We start from the raw sequence: 16,567 nt of genomic DNA on the forward strand, positions 1-16,567 counted from the left end.
ACCAATCCTTGTGAAGACGACTTGAATGGAAGCGGCCGCGATCGCGGCCGGGCGCCGCGCCAAACGAAAACGCGGCACCGGTCGGTGCCGCGTCGGGGGAGGCGGCGAATCACCCGCATCCTACACGTTCACGATTGCTTCGTTCAACATCGCGCGCAATATTGCGCGATGTACTCAGCGCTGGCCGAACGAGACGTCGCCGAACAGCGCCTTGTGCTCGCGCGGCTGCGAGCGCCAGTACTGCGGCGGCGCCGTCACCTGCGCGCCGAGCTCGGCCGCCGCGTGCCACGGCCAGCGCGGGTCGTACAGCATCGCGCGCGCCATCGCGACGAAATCGGCATCGCCGGCCTCGATCAGCCGGTTCGCATGCGCGGGTTCGTTGATCAGGCCGACCGCGATCGTCGGCATGCCGACCGCCCGCTTCACCGCCTGCGCGAACGGCACCTGGTAGCCGGGCGACAGCGGAATCTTCTGCAGCGGCGACACGCCGCCGGACGACACGTCGATCCAGTCGCAGCCGCGGCGCTTCAGTTCGTGCGCGAACGCGATCGTATCGTCGAGCTCCCAGCCGCCTTCGACCCAGTCGGTCGCGGACACGCGCACGCCGACCGGCCGGTCTTCCGGAAACGCGGCGCGCACGATCTCGAAGATCTCCAGCGGAAACCGCATCCGGTTTTCGCGCGAGCCGCCGTATTCGTCGGTGCGCCGGTTCGCGAGCGGCGACAGGAACTGATGCAGCAGGTAGCCGTGCGCCGCGTGCACTTCGATCGCGTCGATGCCGAGCCGCGCGGCCCGTCTGGCCGACGCCGCGAACGCGTCGCGGATGCGGTTCAGGCCCGCCGCATCGAGCGCGAGCGGCGGCGTCTCGCCGTCCTTGTGCGGCACGGCCGACGGGCCATGCGGCAGCCAGCCACCGTCGGCGACCGGCACGAGCTGACCGCCCTCCCACGGCACCGCGCTCGACGCCTTGCGCCCCGCGTGCGACAACTGCATCGCGACGCGGATCGGCGAATGCTTGCGGATCGCGGCCAGCACCGGCTTCAGCGCGGCTTCGGTCACGTCGTCCCACAGGCCGAGGTCGCCATGCGTGATGCGTCCGTCGGGTTCCACCGCGGTCGCTTCGATGCACAGCAGCCCCGCACCCGACAGCGCGAGATGGCCGAGATGAATCATGTGCCAGTCGGTCGCTTCGCCGCGTTCGGCCGAGTACTGGCACATCGGCGAAATCACGATCCGGTTCGGAAGGGTCACGCCGCGCAGCGTGAACGGAGAAAACAGCGCAGTCATGGAAGCCGCTCGCCAGGAAAGGGAAGAGCGGACGAGCGTAGCACGCAGGCTCGAAGCGTGCAGACGGCGTGCTCGGCAGTAAGCGGATGGTCAGGTACGGCCGGCCGGATGCCGACGGTGCGGAGAATGCGTGGTGTACGGCGACGCGCCGGCCCGCAACGGGTGCAGGCCGGGCCAGCGCTTTGCCGCGAGCGGCGCCGCCCGCGGCGTCAGAGCCCGACGCTGTCGAGCCACTCGGCGAACATGCGGCGCGCGGCCGTCTCGAGCGCGGGGCCGTGCTGCGCGGTATCGGCGCGCAACCGGCGCGCGTCGACGCCGGGCGTCGCGGCGATTTCGCCGGCGTTCGCGATCAGCCACGGTTCGAAGCGATCGGTACGGATCTCGGGATGACATTGCAGCGCCAGCACGTGCTGCCCCCAGGCGAACGCCTGGTGGCGACAGGCCGGCGTGGACGCGAGGTGGATCGCACCGCCCGGCAGGTCGAACGTATCGCCATGCCAGTGCAGCATCGACGTCGCCACGCCGTCGAGATGGCGCAGCGGCGACGCACGGCCGGCGTCGGTGAGCGTCAGCGGCGCCCAGCCGAGTTCGTGCTGCGCGGCCGGATAGACGCGCGCGCCGAGCGCCCGTGCGATGAACTGCGCGCCGAGGCAGATACCGAGGATCGGCAGCCCCGCGTCGATGCGCTGGCGCACGAGCGCCAGGAGCGGCGCGATCGACGGGTACTGCGCATCGTCGTACACGCTGAGCGGCCCGCCGAGCACGACGAGCAGCGACGGCTCGAGCACGTCGAGCACCTCGACCCGCGACGATCCGACATCGACATAGCGCACCCGTCGACCGCGTTCGCCGAGCACCTGCTCGAAGCTCCCGAGATCCTCGAAATGCACGTGGCGGATCGCCACGACTTCAGCGTTCATCATCGGCCTCCCGGTCGATCGACGGACGTCAGCCGGCGAAAATCTTCCAGGTCTTCTTCTGCGTCGCCGCGTCGGCTTCTTCCTGCACCGAGCAGTCGAGACGCAGATCGCTGTCGGACATCGCGATGTCGAGCACCGCGCAGTGATGCACCGTCTTCTTCGACGGCTTGCCCGGCTGAAAGTGGCTGCACGTCAGGCACATGCGCTGCGGCGGCGTCGCGCCGGCCACCTGCAGTTCGCGCAGCGTCTTCAGCAGCGCGCGATACAGCGTGCCCTGCTCGTCCGCGCCGAGCTTGCCGACCGCCTTCGTCAGGAATTCAGGCCATTGCAGCGCCTTCTTCGCGGCCGTACGGCCACGCGCCGACAGGCGCACGGCCAGTGCCCGGCCGTCGTCCAGCGCACGGCGCTTTTCGACGAGCCCCTTCGTCTCGAGCGTGCTGACCGCATCGCTCGTGGTGGCCGCGGTGAGCTGCGTCTCGCGCGCGATCTCGCCGAGCCGCATCGGGCCCTTGCGCTGCAGCAGCAGCACGAGAATCTCGCCCTGCGTCGGCGTGAGGCCGGCGCCTTCCGCCCAATCCCATGCCTCGCTCCGCATGGCCGTGCTCAACCGCAGCAGGCTATGGGTCACACGTCCCGCAGCCTGGTTCCCGTAAACGCCTTCGCTCATAGTCTTTTCGCTTTGCCGCCGCCCGGTTGGCCGAGCGGCCGTAGTGTGGAGATCGAATCTATCTCAAAACAGACGCGCTCTGTCGAGTGCGTCGACACGGCCGTCGCGAGGCACACGCGGCGGTCGCGTTCGCGGCGACCGGAGAGACACGCATCGTTCCGGCGTCCGCAAAGCCGACATTCTAAGCGAGAGCGGAAAATCGCACAGCTAAGTTATCCCCTGCGCGCTGTGGAAAATCGCTGAATAACCGTAATTTTTCGTTGTGCGCGCAATGTCGCGCGCCCGCGAGACGGGGCGCGCCGACATTGTCCTGTCCGGATCGGCCATCGGCCGCACGGTGATGATCCACCGGGTTATCCCGCGCGCAGAGCGTTGACTTTGCAGCGGAATATCCGGTTATCCACAGATTTTCAGGAGGCCTGCCGACGATTGCGGGCCGACCCGGCGCGGACTGCCGTTCAGCGAATCGCGGCGCGGTCGATCCTGCAATCTGCAAAACATATTTTCACTCGCGCCAACGTAAGCACTGCTGCCGGACCGTCTCGTTCAGCGATTTTTCCTGTTTGAAAACGGTTCTCAACCACGATGCGTCGTTCACGCGTGCCTTCGCGAGCGCGCCGATCTCGTCGAGCGCCGCGCGCGAACCGAGGGCCGCCGCATGCGGCGCGATCCGGTCGAGCGTGTCGAGGATGTCTTCCGCGATCGTGCGGCGCTCGCCCGTCTGAGGATTCACGCAGGTGCCCTCGAGCCCGAAGCGGCACGCTTCGAAACGGTTGAACGTGTAGACGAGGTAATCGTCCTCCGACAGCTTCAGCGGCCGGTCGGTCAGCAGGTAGCGTGCGAGCGTCTGGATGTAGCAGGCGATCGCCGCCGCGCGATCGACCGACAGCGGCGTGTCCATCACGCGCACCTCGATCGTGCCGTAGCCGGGCTTCGGCCGGATGTCCCAGTAGAAGTCCTTCATCGAGTTGACGACGCCCGTGTTCACCATCTTCGTGAAGTACTCCTCGAAGCTGTCCCAGGTCAGCACGAACGGCGCGCGGCCCGACAGCGGGAACGCGAACACCGAATTCAGGCGCGCCGAATGGAAGCCCGTGTCGACGTTCTGCACGAACGGCGACGACGCGGACAGCGCGATGAAGTGCGGAATGAAGCGCGACATCGAGTGCAGCAGGAACAGCGCGCTGTCGGGATCGGGGCAGCCGATGTGCACGTGCTGGCCGAACACGGTGAACTGCTTCGCGAGATAGCCGTACAGTTCGGAGATGTACTGAAAGCGCGGCGCATCGTAGATCTGCCGGTCGCTCCATTGCTGGAACGCATGCGTGCCGCCGCCGGCCAGCCCGACGTTGAGCTGGTCGGCCGCCTTCACGAGCACGTCGCGGATCGCATGCAGCTCGCTGACGGCCTGCTCGTGCGAATGGCAGATGCCGGTCGACAGCTCGATCATGCTTTCGGTGATTTCCGGCGTGATGTTGCCCGGGAAAGTCTCGGCCTGGATCAGGCGCATCAGGTCGGAGGCCGCTTTGGTCAGGTCGTAGTTGTGCGTGTTGACGACCTGGATCTCCAGTTCGACGCCGAACGTGAACGGCTCGGAATTGACGAAGGTTTCGAGTGCCATGGCAGGTTCCGGAATCAGTTGCTGTCGCTGCGTTCGCCGACGGCCGACAGGCAGCGGTAGACGACGAACGGGCTGACGAGCTGCAGGATCACGATCGAGCACATCACGATCGCGCGCAGGTGCGGGTCGAAATTCGGATAGAGCTGGTAGGTATCGTCGACGAGCAGGTACGACAGCGCGGACATCGGCGTGAGCGCGATGCCGAGCGCGACGCCCTGCTTCATCCCGAGGCCGCTCGGCTTCGCGAACGCGACGACGCCGGCCAGCTTCGCGGCGAGCCGCGTGACGATCAGCACGATCGCGAGCAGGCCGCCGAGCGCGATGTCGCCCCACGTAAACGACGTGAGCGTCAGCACGAACAGCACCACCGTCAGCAGCCAGCCGGCCGTGCCGAAGTGCTCGGGCCACAGCTGCGGGCGCGCCTCGAGGTTCTTCACGATGATGCCGGCGAGCAGCAGCGTGAGCAGCGTCGACAGCTTCAGCGCCTGCGCGACGGCGATCGCGAGCATCACGAGCCCGAACAGCGCGACGAACGAATGCTCGTCGCGCATCGTCGCGGTCATGTGGCGGAACAGGTAATTGCACGAACGCGCGACCAGATACGCGACGATGAACGAACCGGCGATCAGGTAGACGGGCTGCAGGATCGTCGCGAAAACGTTGCCGTACGCTTCCTGGTGCAGCCAGCTCGTCACGAGCTTGGTCAGCACGATCGCGTACACGCTGTTGAGCGCGGTGAGCGTGATCAGGCGTTGCGACACCTGCCCTTCCGCGCGCAGTTCCGTCTTGAGCTGGATCACCATCGACGGCGATGTGGCAATCGCGATCGCCGACAGCACGAGCGCGACCATTCCCGATACGCCGAGCGCGAGCATCACGAACAGCACGAGCACGAACGTGAGCGTGGCTTCCGCGAGGCTCGACGCGACGAGCCACGGATTGCGCCGGATCCAGCGCAGGTCGAGGCGGCTGCCGAGCTCGAACAGCAGCAGGCCGAGCGCGACATCCATCAGCAGCCGCGACGTTTCGTCGGTGCTGGTGTCGATCACGCCGAATCCGAACGAACCGGCGATCAGGCCGATCACGGCATAGCCGGTGATGCGCGGCAGGCGCCACGCGCGATAGCACAGCTCGCCGCACAGGCCGGCTGCGAACAGCGCGAGCCCGGCCCAGAACACGGCATCCGGCGCGAGCGGCCAGTTGGGCAGGAATGAGAACGCCGACTTCATCGTGGTGACTTCTCCTTTGGAAGCAACCGCCAGCGACGCGGGTCAAGCGACAGGAATGGATGCGCGCCGGCTGGGTATCGCCCCGAATGTGATTGTTGTGCTCGACGACGGCGGTACATGGGATCCGCCTGTTCCACCACAGGGCGGAACGTCGTTCAGGTTGCCGATCTGGATTGTCGGCCTGGTGTGTGAACGGACTGCGCAGTCCCGAAGATTCAGATTCGAAACCGTGCCGACCGTTCCATTGAAGCATGTCCGGCGCCTGGCCGAACGAACGCGAAGGAAACCGATTGTGCCACAGCTTTTTCGCTCCGGAACCGATTGAATCGACTCGCGGCGCTGTGCGGCACCGCAGGTCTTTGGTTTCAAAGGTTTACCTGTATATATACGTAGTAGAAGTTAACAAAGGACGCACAGTTCTGTGGATAACTCCGGTTTACATCGGCGGATCAATGGGTTGGCGAAACCATAACCGGTTGCACAGGCTGTTCGTGCACAGGCATTTGAATTGAGCAACTTTCGGGCCGCCGCGCAGCTGTGCCGAGTTGCCCAGTTTACGTCCACTGTGATTGCACACGAAGTGCGTACGGATTCCACGCGGTTATCCACAACGTCGCGTGGATAACCTTGCACGGAAAAATCGGGAAACTGTGAAGAAGGTGCGCGATCGGTCAGCCGGCCGAGCCCACGCGGCGGGCGCGCAGTGCGCGGATCAGGAAGCGGGCGGGATCGACCGCGTCGGCGAGTTCGCGCTCGAGCGGCCAGGGCTCGCCCTCGAGTTGCGAGGCGATCAGCTCGGCGCCGAGCGCCGCCCACACGAGGCCGCGCGAGCCGAAGCCGAATGCGCCGTAGAGCCCGGGCAGGCGCGGCAGGTCGCGCGCCTGCGCACCGGCCAGCGCGCGTGCGTTCGCGGTAGCCTGCGCTTCGTCGGCGAGCGGGCCGACGAGCGGCAGGCGGTCGCCGACGACCCAGCGGAACGCCACGCGGCCGCGCAGCGTGGCGGGATCCGGCACCTCGCCGATCAGGCCCGGCAGCAGGCGCCGCACGCGCTCGAGGTTTTCGGCATGGCCGGCCGCGCGCATCGCGGGATCGGTATCGTCGGGTTCGAACGTCGCGCCGATCAGCAGCGTGCCGTCGTCGAGCGGGACCGCGTAGCCGTCGCCGATCGCCGGGCACGGCAGCGGCGCCGTCGTGCCCGGCGGCAGCAGCGTGAGCTGGCCGCGCACCGGTTGCAGCGCGACATGCTGGAGCCCGGCAAGGCGCGCGGCGTCGCCCGCGTTCGCGAGCACGACGACGGGCGCGTCGGCCAGCGTGGCCCCTGTCTCATCGAGCGCATGCCAGGTGTCGCCCCGCCGTTCGAGCCCTGCGACGCGGGTGGACGCGAGCAGGCGCACGCGCTCGCCGGCCGCCGCATATTGCGCGGCGCACAGCCCAGCCGGCCAGACGGCGCCGCCGTGCGGAAACAGCAGGCCGCCGTGCGCGACCGGCAGGTTCAGATGTGCGCGCGCGGCGTCGGCGTCGAGCAGCGTCACGTAGTCGGACGGCGCGCCAAACGCCTCGAACGCGTCGCGCATCCGCGCGAAGTCGTCGGCCGATTCGGCGAGATGGATCATCCCGTGCGTGCTGCGTGCGAACGCATGGCCCGCGTGTTCGAGCGCGCGCCAGCGTGCGATCGCGTGCAGGAAGCCGCTGCGCGTGAGCCGGCTCGCGACGTTGTCGTCGCGCGTCATCAGCGGATGGAATACGCCGGCCGGATTACCCGATGCTTCGCTGGCGATTCGTTCGTGCCGTTCGATCAGCGTCACGTCCCAGCCGCGCGCGGCCAGGCGTTCGACCACCGCGCAGCCGGCGAGGCCCGCGCCGATCACGATCGCGCGGCGCGTCGCGACGGGCAGCGCGCGTGGCGGCTCATGCCGGCGCGAGCGCCAGCGCGGCGCATAGTCGCCGACGAGCATCGCGTACTTGCCGGCGAGCCCGGGCATCTTGCGATACGTGAATCCCGTTTCGACGAGCGCTTTTTTCACCATGCCCGCGCTCGAGTAGGTCGCGAAGGTGGCCTCTTCCGCGGCGACGCGCGCGAGTGCGCGGAACACGTCGACCGACCAGAGATCCGCATTTTTCGCCGGCGCGAAGCCGTCCAGATAGAACGCATCGGCGCGCGCGACGAGTTTTGGCAGCAACGCGCACGCGTCGCCGAAACCGAGCGTCAATACGACCCGTCCCGCGTCGAACTCGAGCCGGTGCAGACCCGGCACGAGCATCGGCCACGCGTCGGCCAGCAGCGCGGCTTCCGCCGAGATGGTTGTGTTCGCAACGATATGGGAAAGCGCGCGGCGCAGGTCGTCGCGCGAAAACGGGTGCTTCTCGAACGAGACGAAGTGCAGCCGCTCGCAGCGCGCGGGATCGTCGCGCCACGCGGCCCAGGTCGCGAGGAAGTTGGCGCCCGCGCCGAACCCCGTCTCGACGATCGTGAAGGTGCGGCGGCCTTGCCAGCGCGCCGGCAGCCCGTTGCCGGCGATGAACACGTAGCGCGCCTGCGCGAGCGCGCCCGCGACGTTGTGATAGATGTCGCCGAACTCGGGCGAGACGAGCGTGCCGTCGTCGCGAACGGCGAACGTGGCGGGAACAAGTCGGTCGGGCATGCGAAACAAAAAACGTGGCAGCCAAGCCTGGCAAGGGATTGCGGGCGGCCGTCCGAGCGGCCGTTGGAAAGGGGCAACGGCGCGACGCTCGGGCGGACCGCGCTGCGCATCCCGTCCGGTTGGCGCAGGTCAAAAAACGGTCAATCGACGATTCATTCGGCGAAATACCGATGAAAATCTTTGAAACCCTTGTCGTTATTGGGTTTGCGCTGCGCTATCATAGCAACGCCGTACCGCGGGGTGGCCGCCGGCAAGCCGGAGGGCGCGTCGCGCGGGCCAGGATTCGGCGCTGTGTCGTCGGAGTCTGACTCTCGACGGCACGGTTCGCGCACGTATAATCGGCGCGTTCGCGCTGTTCGTGTCAACCTAACCTGATAAAGGAACCTTAATGAACAAACAGGAACTGATCGACGCCGTCGCCGCCCAAACGGGCGCCAGCAAGGCTCAAACCGGCGAAACGCTGGACACGCTGCTCGAAGTCATCAAGAAGGCCGTGTCGAAGGGTGATGCGGTTCAGCTGATCGGCTTCGGCAGCTTCGGTTCGGGCAAGCGCGCAGCACGTACGGGCCGCAACCCGAAGACGGGCGAAACCATCAAGATCCCGGCAGCCAAGACGGTCAAGTTCACGGCCGGCAAGGCGTTCAAGGACGCCGTCAACAAGCGTTAAACCCGCGCCTGTTCCGGAAAAACCCGCCTCTCGGCGGGTTTTTTGTTGGGCGCGCGCGGCATTTTCGCCACAGTTCGCGCCGCTCTTGCAAAAGTTAACGGTTACTTTTACAAGCCGTTACCACGCGATCACGCATGCACGATCTGCGTGTCGCCGTGATCGTCGTCGTCGTGGGAATCGACGTCCCACGCCGGGAACGGATCGTCGAACGCGGCCCATCCCGCCGCGCCGAGCGCGAACTCCGCATCGGTGAGCAGGCACGCGTCGAGTTTCGCACGCCATGCATCGGCGTCGAGCGCGATGCCGATCAGCACGAGTTCCTGCCGGCGATCGCCGACCGTGCGATCGTCGAGATCGCCGAGCCATTCGGTGCGGATTTCGGCGAGCAGCTCGTCGTCGTCCGGCCATTCCGCGCGATCCTGCGCCGCCCACCACAAACCCGCCGGGCCATGCCGGCATACGCCGCCCGCCTGCGACAGCGAACCGGCGATGTCGTTGCGCGTCGCGAGCCAAAAGAAACCCTTGCTGCGCAGCACGCCCGGCCACTCCTGGTGCAGCAGCGCCCACAGCCGTGCCGGGTGAAACGGACGGCGCGCGCGGTAAACAAAATTGCCGATCCCGAATTCGTCGGCTTCGCCGTGCACGTGCGCATGATGGTCGTCATGGCAGTCGGGATCGTCGCAATGCGTGTGATCGTGATCGAGCGACGCGAGCCAGCCCGGCGCATTCGCGGCTTCGTCGAAATCGAAGCGGCCGGTGTTCAGCACTTCGTCGAGCGGCACGTTGCCGAACGTCGATACGACCTGATGCGCGCGCGGATTCAGGCGCGCGAGGATGTGCTGCAGGCGCGCGAGATCGTCCGCGCCGACGAGGTCGGCCTTGTTGATCACCAGGACGTCGCAGAATTCGATCTGCTCGATCAGCAGTTCGACGAGCGTGCGGTCGTCGTCTTCCGACGCGGCGATGCCGCGCGTCGCGAGCGCGTCGTCGGAGCCGTAGTCGCGCAGGAAGTTGTACGCGTCGACCACGGTGACGAGCGTGTCGAGCCGCGCGATGGCCGACAGCGACGCGCCGTCGTCGTCGACGAACGTGAACGTTTCGGCGATCGGCATCGGCTCCGCGATGCCGGTCGATTCGATCATGATCGCGTCGAAGCGGCCTTCGGATGCGAGGTTGCGGATCTCGACGAGCAGATCGTCGCGCAGCGTGCAGCAGATGCAGCCGTTCGACATTTCGACGAGGCGCTCCTCGACGTGCGACAGCGCCTGCGCATCGCGTACGAGCGACGCGTCGATGTTGACCGCCGCGAGATCGTTGACGATCACCGCGACTTTCAGGCCCGCGCGGTTCGCGAGCACGTGGTTGAGCAGCGTGGTCTTGCCGGCGCCGAGGAAGCCGGACAGCACGGTGACGGGCAACGGCTGTTTCATTGCCGGATTCATGATGATTTGCACCAACGGAAAAGATGAAAAAGCGGCCGCGGCGCCCTGGCGGGGCGCGATCGGCCCGCGCACGGGCGAAACGGCGGCGTCAGCCCGCATTGTGCATCAAACGCGCGCGGCCGGCCCGGCGCCGGCCGGCCGGCATCAGCCGGCGACGCGGCGCGGAATCACTGAGCGGCCTGAGTGGTCTGAGTCGTCTGCACGGGCGGCAGCAGCTTCCATTGCGCCAGGATGCCGGCGATCTGCCGCGCGTACTTGTCACGCAGCGACGGCGTTTCCGAATGATAGGCGCCGACCGCCTGCCACGTGTTGCCGTAGCGGTTCATCTTCTGTTTGAGATGCCACGCGGCGATGTACACGTTCTTGCACGGCTCCATCAGCGTGTCGCGGCCGATTCCGTAGCGCGACAGCGTCGGCAGGTGGATCGAATTGATCTGCATCAGGCCATAGTCGACCGAGCCGTTCGTGTTCTTGTTCAGCGCATCGGGCCGGTTGCGCGACTCCTGCCAGGCGATCGCGCGCAGGATCAGCGGATTGACCTGCTGATACCTGGCCGCTTCGTCGAAACAATCCGCGCGCGCGTTGCCGCTGGCGAACCATGTGCCAGCGGCGATCAACGCGATCGAAGCGAACCGTCTGTTCATCGTGCGAAAAACGAAAAGGAATGGCGCGAAGCTCGGGAAAACCCGTGCGTGTTATTAGTGCGACGAGAAACGTGCCGCCCGTATCATACCGGCAGACCGTCGAATTGCGACAGGCAGGAATACGGCAGCCCGGTTATACCGCATTTTCGTGTCGGCTCATCGCAAAAAAGCGTGAGGGCCGCCGCGCGAAGGGTTGCGCCGATCCTTACATATTGCATACGATTTACCGCACGCATGTCGTATGTGAGACAGTCTTCGGATCAATGTGATATTTCGGACATGAAAAACTGCTAATGTCGCCCTTTTCGGACTTGGATCTCAGCACTACCGCCGGAAGTGGCCTGAGCCGGCATCGACCCATTTATCCATGACAAGAAATCGCTTCGTTATGCGGCGTGTTGCCACGACCCTGCTCGTGGCCGGCATCATCGTCTCGCAGGCCGCCTACGCTCAGGTCACGCTCAACTTCGTGAATGCGGACATCGACCAGGTCGCGAAAGCGATCGGCGCCGCGACCGGCAAGACCATCATCGTCGACCCGCGTGTGAAGGGTCAGCTCAACCTCGTGGCCGAACGGCCGGTGCCGGAAGACCAGGCGCTGAAGACGCTGCAGTCCGCGCTGCGCATGCAGGGCTTCGCGCTCGTGCAGGATCACGGCGTGCTGAAGGTCGTGCCGGAAGCCGACGCGAAGCTGCAGGGCGTGCCGACCTACATCGGCAACGCGCCGCAGGCGCGCGGCGACCAGGTGATCACGCAGGTGTTCGAGCTTCGCAACGAATCGGCGAACAACCTGCTGCCCGTGCTGCGGCCGCTGATCTCGCCGAACAACACGGTGACGGCCTACCCGGCGAACAACACGATCGTCGTGACCGACTATGCGGACAACGTGCGCCGCATCGCGCAGATCATCGCGGGCGTCGACAGCGCCGCGGGCGCGCAGGTGCAGGTCGTGCCGCTGCGCAATGCAAACGCGATCGACCTCGCCGCGCAGCTGCAGAAAATGCTCGACCCGGGCGCGATCGGCAACAGCGACGCGACGCTGAAGGTATCGGTCACGGCCGACCCGCGCACCAACGCGCTGCTGCTGCGTGCGTCGAGCGCGTCGCGCCTCGCAGCCGCGAAGCGCCTCGTGCAGCAGCTCGATGCGCCGAGCGCGGTGCCCGGCAACATGCACGTCGTGCCGCTGCGCAACGCCGATGCGGTGAAGCTCGCGAAGACGCTGCGCGGGATGCTCGGCAAGGGCGGCAACGACAGCGGCTCGTCGGCGTCGTCCAACGATGCGAACAGCTTCAACCAGAACGGCGGCTCGTCGTCGAGCGGCAACTTCTCGACCGGCACGTCGGGCACGCCGCCGCTGCCGTCCGGCGGCCTCGGCGGTTCGTCGTCCTCGTCCGCGTATGGCGGCGGCTCGTCCGGAGGCGGCCTTGGCACCGGCGGCCTCCTCGGCGGCGACAAGGACAAGAGCGGCGACGACAACCAGCCGGGCGGGATGATCCAGGCCGACTCGGCCACCAATTCGCTGATCATCACCGCGTCCGATCCGGTTTACCGGAATCTGCGCTCGGTGATCGACCAGCTCGACGCGCGGCGCGCGCAGGTCTATATCGAAGCGCTGATCGTCGAGCTGAACTCGACGACGCAGGGCAACCTCGGCATCCAGTGGCAGGTCGCGAGCGGCCAGTTTCTCGGCGGCACGAACCTGAACCCCGGGCTCGGGCTGGGCAACAGCATCATCAACCTGACGGCGGGCGGCGTGACGAACGCCGCCGGCGGGATCACCGGCGGCGGGCTGGCCTCCAACCTCGGCTCGCTGAGCCAGGGGCTCAACATCGGCTGGCTGCACAACATGTTCGGCGTGCAGGGGCTCGGCGCGCTGCTGCAGTATTTCGCGGGCGTGAGCGACGCGAACGTGCTGTCGACGCCGAACCTGATCACGCTCGACAACGAGGAAGCGAAGATCGTCGTCGGCCAGAACGTGCCGATCGCGACCGGCTCGTATTCGAACCTGACGAGCGGCACGACGAGCAACGCATTCAATACCTACGACCGTCGCGACGTCGGCCTGACGCTGCACGTGAAGCCGCAGATCACCGACGGCGGGATTCTCAAGCTGCAGCTCTACACGGAGGATTCGGCGGTCGTCAGCGGCACCACCAACGCACAGACCGGCCCGACCTTCACGAAACGCTCGATCCAGTCGACGATCCTCGCCGACAACGGCGAGATCATCGTGCTCGGCGGCCTGATGCAGGACAACTACCAGGTGTCGAACAGCAAGGTGCCGCTGCTCGGCGACATCCCGTGGATCGGCCAGTTGTTCCGCTCGGAATCGAAGCAGCGCGCGAAAACCAACCTGATGGTGTTCCTGCGCCCTGTGATCATCTCCGATCGCAGCACCGCGCAGGAAGTCACCGCGAACCGCTACGACTACATCCAGGGCGTGACGGGCGCGTACAAGTCGGACAACAACGTGATCCGCGACAAGGACGACCCGGTCGTTCCGCCGATGCCGCTGGGCCCGAGCCAGGGCGGCACGCCGGCCGGCAACCTGTTCGATCTCGACAAGATGCGCCGCCAGCAGTTGCAGCGCCAGGTCGCGCCCGTGCCGGCGCAGCCGTTGCCCGAAGCGACGCCCGCGCAGCCGCAGGGCGTGCCGCAGCAGGCGGTGCCGCAACAGCCGCTGACCACCGCGCCGGGAGCCTCGCAGTGAGCGACGTGCTCGCGTCCTCCGCCCACGACGGCGCGCCGGGCGAGCGCCAGCCGCCGTCGCCGCTGGCCGCGCGCCTGCTGCCGTACGGCTTCGCGAAGAGCGGCCAGGTGCTGATCGCGCATCAGCTCGACGACACGCTCGAGGTGTGGATCAGCGAACGCACGAGCGACGCCGCGCTCGCGGAGATCGCGCGCAACTTCGGCTCGATCGCCGTGCACCGCGTGCCGGCCGACGAGCTCGCGCAGGCGATCAACCAGGCCTACGCGCGCCAGGACGGCAGCGCCGCGCAGGTGGTCGGCGAGGTCGAAGGCGAAGTCGACCTGTCGCGGCTGATGCAGGACATCCCCGAAGTCGAGGATCTGCTCGAATCGGAAGACGACGCGCCGATCATCCGGATGATCAACGCGCTGCTCACGCAAGCGGCCCGCGAACAGGCATCCGACATTCACATCGAGCCGTTCGAGAATGCGTCGGTCGTGCGCTTTCGCGTCGACGGCACGCTGCGCGACGTCGTGCGCCCGAAGAAGGCGCTGCACGGCGCGCTGATCTCGCGGATCAAGATCATGGCGCAGCTCGACATCGCGGAGAAGCGCCTGCCGCAGGACGGCCGCATCACGCTGCGCGTCGGCGGCCGGCCGGTCGACGTGCGGGTGTCGACGCTGCCGACCGGGCACGGCGAGCGCGCGGTGCTGCGTCTGCTGGAAAAGGACGCGCAGCGCCTGAACCTCGAAGCGCTCGGGATGGGCCGCGATACGCTCGTCCAGTTCGACAAGCTGATCGGCCGCCCGCACGGCATCGTGCTCGTCACCGGCCCGACCGGATCGGGCAAGACGACCACGCTGTACGCGTCGATGTCGCGGCTCGAAACCGCGACGACCAACATCATGACCGTCGAGGACCCGATCGAATACGATCTCGCCGGCATCGGCCAGACGCAGGTGAACGAGCGGATCGGGATGACTTTTGCCCGTGCGCTGCGCTCGATCCTGCGACAGGACCCGGACGTGATCATGATCGGCGAAATCCGCGACCTCGAAACCGCGCAGATCGCGGTGCAGGCGTCGCTGACGGGCCACCTCGTGCTCGCGACGCTGCACACGAACGACGCGGCGTCCGCCGTCACGCGTCTGACCGACATGGGCGTCGAGCCGTACCTGCTCGCGTCGTCGCTGCTCGGCGTGCTCGCGCAGCGCCTCGTGCGCCAGCTCTGCCCGGTCTGCAAGGAAGAGCGGCACGAGGAAGGCCGTACCGTGTGGCATCCGGTCGGCTGCGACAAGTGCGGGCATTCGGGGTATTCGGGCCGGCGCGGCGTCTACGAACTGCTGCTGGTCGACGAGTCGATCCGCGCGCTGATCCACCGCAACGCGGCCGATGCCGAGATCCTGGCCGCCGGCCGCGCGGAAGGCATGCGCACGCTGCGCGACGACGCGGAGCGCTGGCTCGCGGCCGGCGCGACGTCGCTCGAGGAAGTGCTGCGCGTGACGGGAGGCGCATAGCGCGATGCCGGCATTCCGTTTCGAAGCAATCGATGCGGCGGGACGCGCGCAGAAAGGCGTGATCGATGCCGACAGCGCGCGCGCCGCGCGCGGCCAGTTGCGCACGCAGGGGCTCACGCCGCTCGTCGTCGAGCCGGCCGCGAGCGCCACGCGCGGCGCGCGTTCGCAGCGGCTCGCGTTCGGCCGCAAGCTGTCGCAGCGCGAACAGGCGATCCTCACGCGCCAGCTCGCGAGCCTGCTGATCGCGGGGCTGCCGCTCGACGAGGCGCTCGGCGTGCTGACCGAGCAGGCCGAACGCGACTACATCCGCGAACTGATGGCCGCGATCCGCGCCGAAGTGCTCGGCGGCCATTCGCTCGCGAATGCGCTGGGCCAGCACCCGCGCGATTTTCCGGAAATCTACCGCGCGCTGGTCGCGGCCGGCGAGCATACGGGCAAGCTCGGCATCGTGCTGTCGCGCCTCGCCGATTACATCGAGCAGAGCAATGCGCTCAAGCAGAAGATCCTGCTGGCGTTCACGTATCCGGGCATCGTCACGCTGATCGCGTTCGGCATCGTCACGTTCCTGCTGAGCTACGTCGTGCCGCAGGTCGTCAACGTGTTCGCGAGCACGAAGCAGCAGTTGCCGATCCTCACGGTCGTGATGATGGCGCTGTCGGAATTCGTGCGGCACTGGTGGTGGGCGATCCTGATCGCGGTCGCGCTCGTCGTGTGGTTCGTGAAGGCGACGCTGTCGCGCGCCGGGCCCAGGCTCGCGTTCGATCGCTGGGTGCTGACCGCGCCGCTCGCGGGCAAGCTCGTGCGCGGCTACAACACGGTGCGCTTCGCGAGCACGCTCGGCATTCTGACCGCGGCCGGCGTGCCGATCCTGCGTGCGTTGCAGGCGGCCGGCGAGACGCTGTCGAACCGCGCGATGCGCGCGAACATCGACGACGCGATCGTGCGCGTGCGCGAAGGCTCCGCGCTGTCGCGCGCGCTGAACAACGTGAAGACGTTTCCGCCGGTGCTCGTGCACCTGATTCGTTCGGGTGAAGCGACGGGCGACGTGACGACGATGCTGGATCGCGCGGCCGAAGGCGAGGCGCGCGAGCTGGAGCGCCGCACGATGTTCCTGACGAGCCTGCTGGAGCCGCTGCTGATCCTCGCGATGGGCGGCATCGTGCTCGTGATCGTGCTGGCCGTGATGCTGCCGATCATCGAGCTGAACAACATGGTGCAGTGACGTGGCGGCCCGATCGCGCG

Annotated in this window: 12 protein-coding genes; 4 read left to right on the forward strand and 8 right to left on the reverse strand. The window is 67.1% G+C overall.

Translation table 11 applies throughout. The annotated features are described in order from the left end of the window. Positions 1-174: 174 nt before the first annotated feature. From KPB06_RS34075 to mnmC, 6 genes are all read right to left on the reverse strand, one after another. Positions 175-1,287 (reverse strand): NADH:flavin oxidoreductase/NADH oxidase, encoded by a 1,113-nt coding sequence (locus KPB06_RS34075; protein ID WP_059580452.1) that lies wholly within the window; start codon positions 1,285-1,287, stop codon positions 175-177. A gap of 209 nt (positions 1,288-1,496) precedes the next feature. Continuing rightward, a complete protein-coding gene (locus KPB06_RS34080; protein ID WP_059580678.1) occupies positions 1,497-2,207 on the reverse strand; it encodes a glutamine amidotransferase in 711 nt (236 codons plus the stop codon). 28 nt (positions 2,208-2,235) lie between these two features. Beyond that, positions 2,236-2,874 (reverse strand): MarR family winged helix-turn-helix transcriptional regulator, encoded by a 639-nt coding sequence (locus tag KPB06_RS34085; protein ID WP_059580449.1) that lies wholly within the window; start codon positions 2,872-2,874, stop codon positions 2,236-2,238. Positions 2,875-3,379: 505 nt separating this feature from the next. Continuing rightward, positions 3,380-4,495 (reverse strand): YbdK family carboxylate-amine ligase, encoded by a 1,116-nt coding sequence (locus KPB06_RS34090; protein WP_059580447.1) that lies wholly within the window; start codon positions 4,493-4,495, stop codon positions 3,380-3,382. 14 nt (positions 4,496-4,509) lie between these two features. Next, positions 4,510-5,724 carry a cation:proton antiporter gene (locus KPB06_RS34095; protein ID WP_060008864.1) on the reverse strand — a complete coding sequence of 405 codons (1,215 nt, stop codon included), beginning with the start codon at positions 5,722-5,724 and terminating at the stop codon, positions 4,510-4,512. Positions 5,725-6,395: 671 nt separating this feature from the next. Then, complete coding sequence (gene mnmC, locus KPB06_RS34100) at positions 6,396-8,366, reverse strand: bifunctional tRNA (5-methylaminomethyl-2-thiouridine)(34)-methyltransferase MnmC2/FAD-dependent 5-carboxymethylaminomethyl-2-thiouridine(34) oxidoreductase MnmC1 (protein ID WP_059580441.1); 1,971 nt, start codon at positions 8,364-8,366, stop codon at positions 6,396-6,398. Between the two features lie 388 nt (positions 8,367-8,754). On the opposite strand from mnmC, the gene KPB06_RS34105 reads away from it, so the two are divergent. After that, positions 8,755-9,033 (forward strand): HU family DNA-binding protein, encoded by a 279-nt coding sequence (locus KPB06_RS34105; protein WP_006401505.1) that lies wholly within the window; start codon positions 8,755-8,757, stop codon positions 9,031-9,033. Between the two features lie 128 nt (positions 9,034-9,161). On the opposite strand, the gene KPB06_RS34110 is transcribed toward KPB06_RS34105, so the two are convergent. Further along, entirely contained in the window at positions 9,162-10,475 is a 1,314-nt protein-coding gene (locus KPB06_RS34110) for a GTP-binding protein (protein ID WP_011694012.1), read from the reverse strand. A 167-nt stretch (positions 10,476-10,642) separates the two neighbouring features. Beyond that, positions 10,643-11,119, reverse strand: coding sequence for a lytic transglycosylase domain-containing protein (locus tag KPB06_RS34115; protein WP_059580438.1), 477 nt, complete (start codon positions 11,117-11,119; stop codon positions 10,643-10,645). A 367-nt stretch (positions 11,120-11,486) separates the two neighbouring features. Between KPB06_RS34115 and gspD the strand changes: the two genes are divergently transcribed. Genes gspD through gspF form a run of 3 tightly spaced genes read left to right on the forward strand, consistent with a single transcriptional unit; the run spans position 11,487 to position 16,547 of the window. Then, a complete protein-coding gene (gene gspD / locus KPB06_RS34120) occupies positions 11,487-13,829 on the forward strand; it encodes a type II secretion system secretin GspD (RefSeq protein WP_059580436.1) in 2,343 nt (780 codons plus the stop codon). A gap of 5 nt (positions 13,830-13,834) precedes the next feature. Beyond that, positions 13,835-15,325 carry a type II secretion system ATPase GspE gene (gspE, locus tag KPB06_RS34125; protein WP_316252109.1) on the forward strand — a complete coding sequence of 497 codons (1,491 nt, stop codon included), beginning with the start codon at positions 13,835-13,837 and terminating at the stop codon, positions 15,323-15,325. 4 nt (positions 15,326-15,329) lie between these two features. Then, complete coding sequence (gspF, locus tag KPB06_RS34130; RefSeq protein WP_059638548.1) at positions 15,330-16,547, forward strand: type II secretion system inner membrane protein GspF; 1,218 nt, start codon at positions 15,330-15,332, stop codon at positions 16,545-16,547. The last annotated feature ends 20 nt before the right edge of the window (positions 16,548-16,567 follow it).

It is taken from the genome of Burkholderia semiarida, from assembly GCF_029268935.1.
Taxonomy (GTDB): domain Bacteria; phylum Pseudomonadota; class Gammaproteobacteria; order Burkholderiales; family Burkholderiaceae; genus Burkholderia; species Burkholderia semiarida.

Excerpts from the sequence above, each read along its gene's own strand:
- KPB06_RS34075 (WP_059580452.1), bottom strand. The coding sequence starts at position 1,287 with ATGACTGCGCTGTTTTCTCCGTTCACGCTGCGCGGCGTGACCCTTCCG.
- KPB06_RS34080 (WP_059580678.1), bottom strand. The coding sequence starts at position 2,207 with ATGAACGCTGAAGTCGTGGCGATCCGCCACGTGCATTTCGAGGATCTC.
- KPB06_RS34085 (WP_059580449.1), bottom strand. The coding sequence starts at position 2,874 with ATGAGCGAAGGCGTTTACGGGAACCAGGCTGCGGGACGTGTGACCCAT.
- KPB06_RS34090 (WP_059580447.1), bottom strand. The coding sequence starts at position 4,495 with ATGGCACTCGAAACCTTCGTCAATTCCGAGCCGTTCACGTTCGGCGTC.
- KPB06_RS34095 (WP_060008864.1), bottom strand. The coding sequence starts at position 5,724 with ATGAAGTCGGCGTTCTCATTCCTGCCCAACTGGCCGCTCGCGCCGGAT.
- mnmC (WP_059580441.1), bottom strand. The coding sequence starts at position 8,366 with ATGCCCGACCGACTTGTTCCCGCCACGTTCGCCGTTCGCGACGACGGC.
- KPB06_RS34105 (WP_006401505.1), top strand. The coding sequence starts at position 8,755 with ATGAACAAACAGGAACTGATCGACGCCGTCGCCGCCCAAACGGGCGCC.
- KPB06_RS34110 (WP_011694012.1), bottom strand. The coding sequence starts at position 10,475 with ATGAATCCGGCAATGAAACAGCCGTTGCCCGTCACCGTGCTGTCCGGC.
- KPB06_RS34115 (WP_059580438.1), bottom strand. The coding sequence starts at position 11,119 with ATGAACAGACGGTTCGCTTCGATCGCGTTGATCGCCGCTGGCACATGG.
- gspD (WP_059580436.1), top strand. The coding sequence starts at position 11,487 with ATGACAAGAAATCGCTTCGTTATGCGGCGTGTTGCCACGACCCTGCTC.
- gspF (WP_059638548.1), top strand. The coding sequence starts at position 15,330 with ATGCCGGCATTCCGTTTCGAAGCAATCGATGCGGCGGGACGCGCGCAG.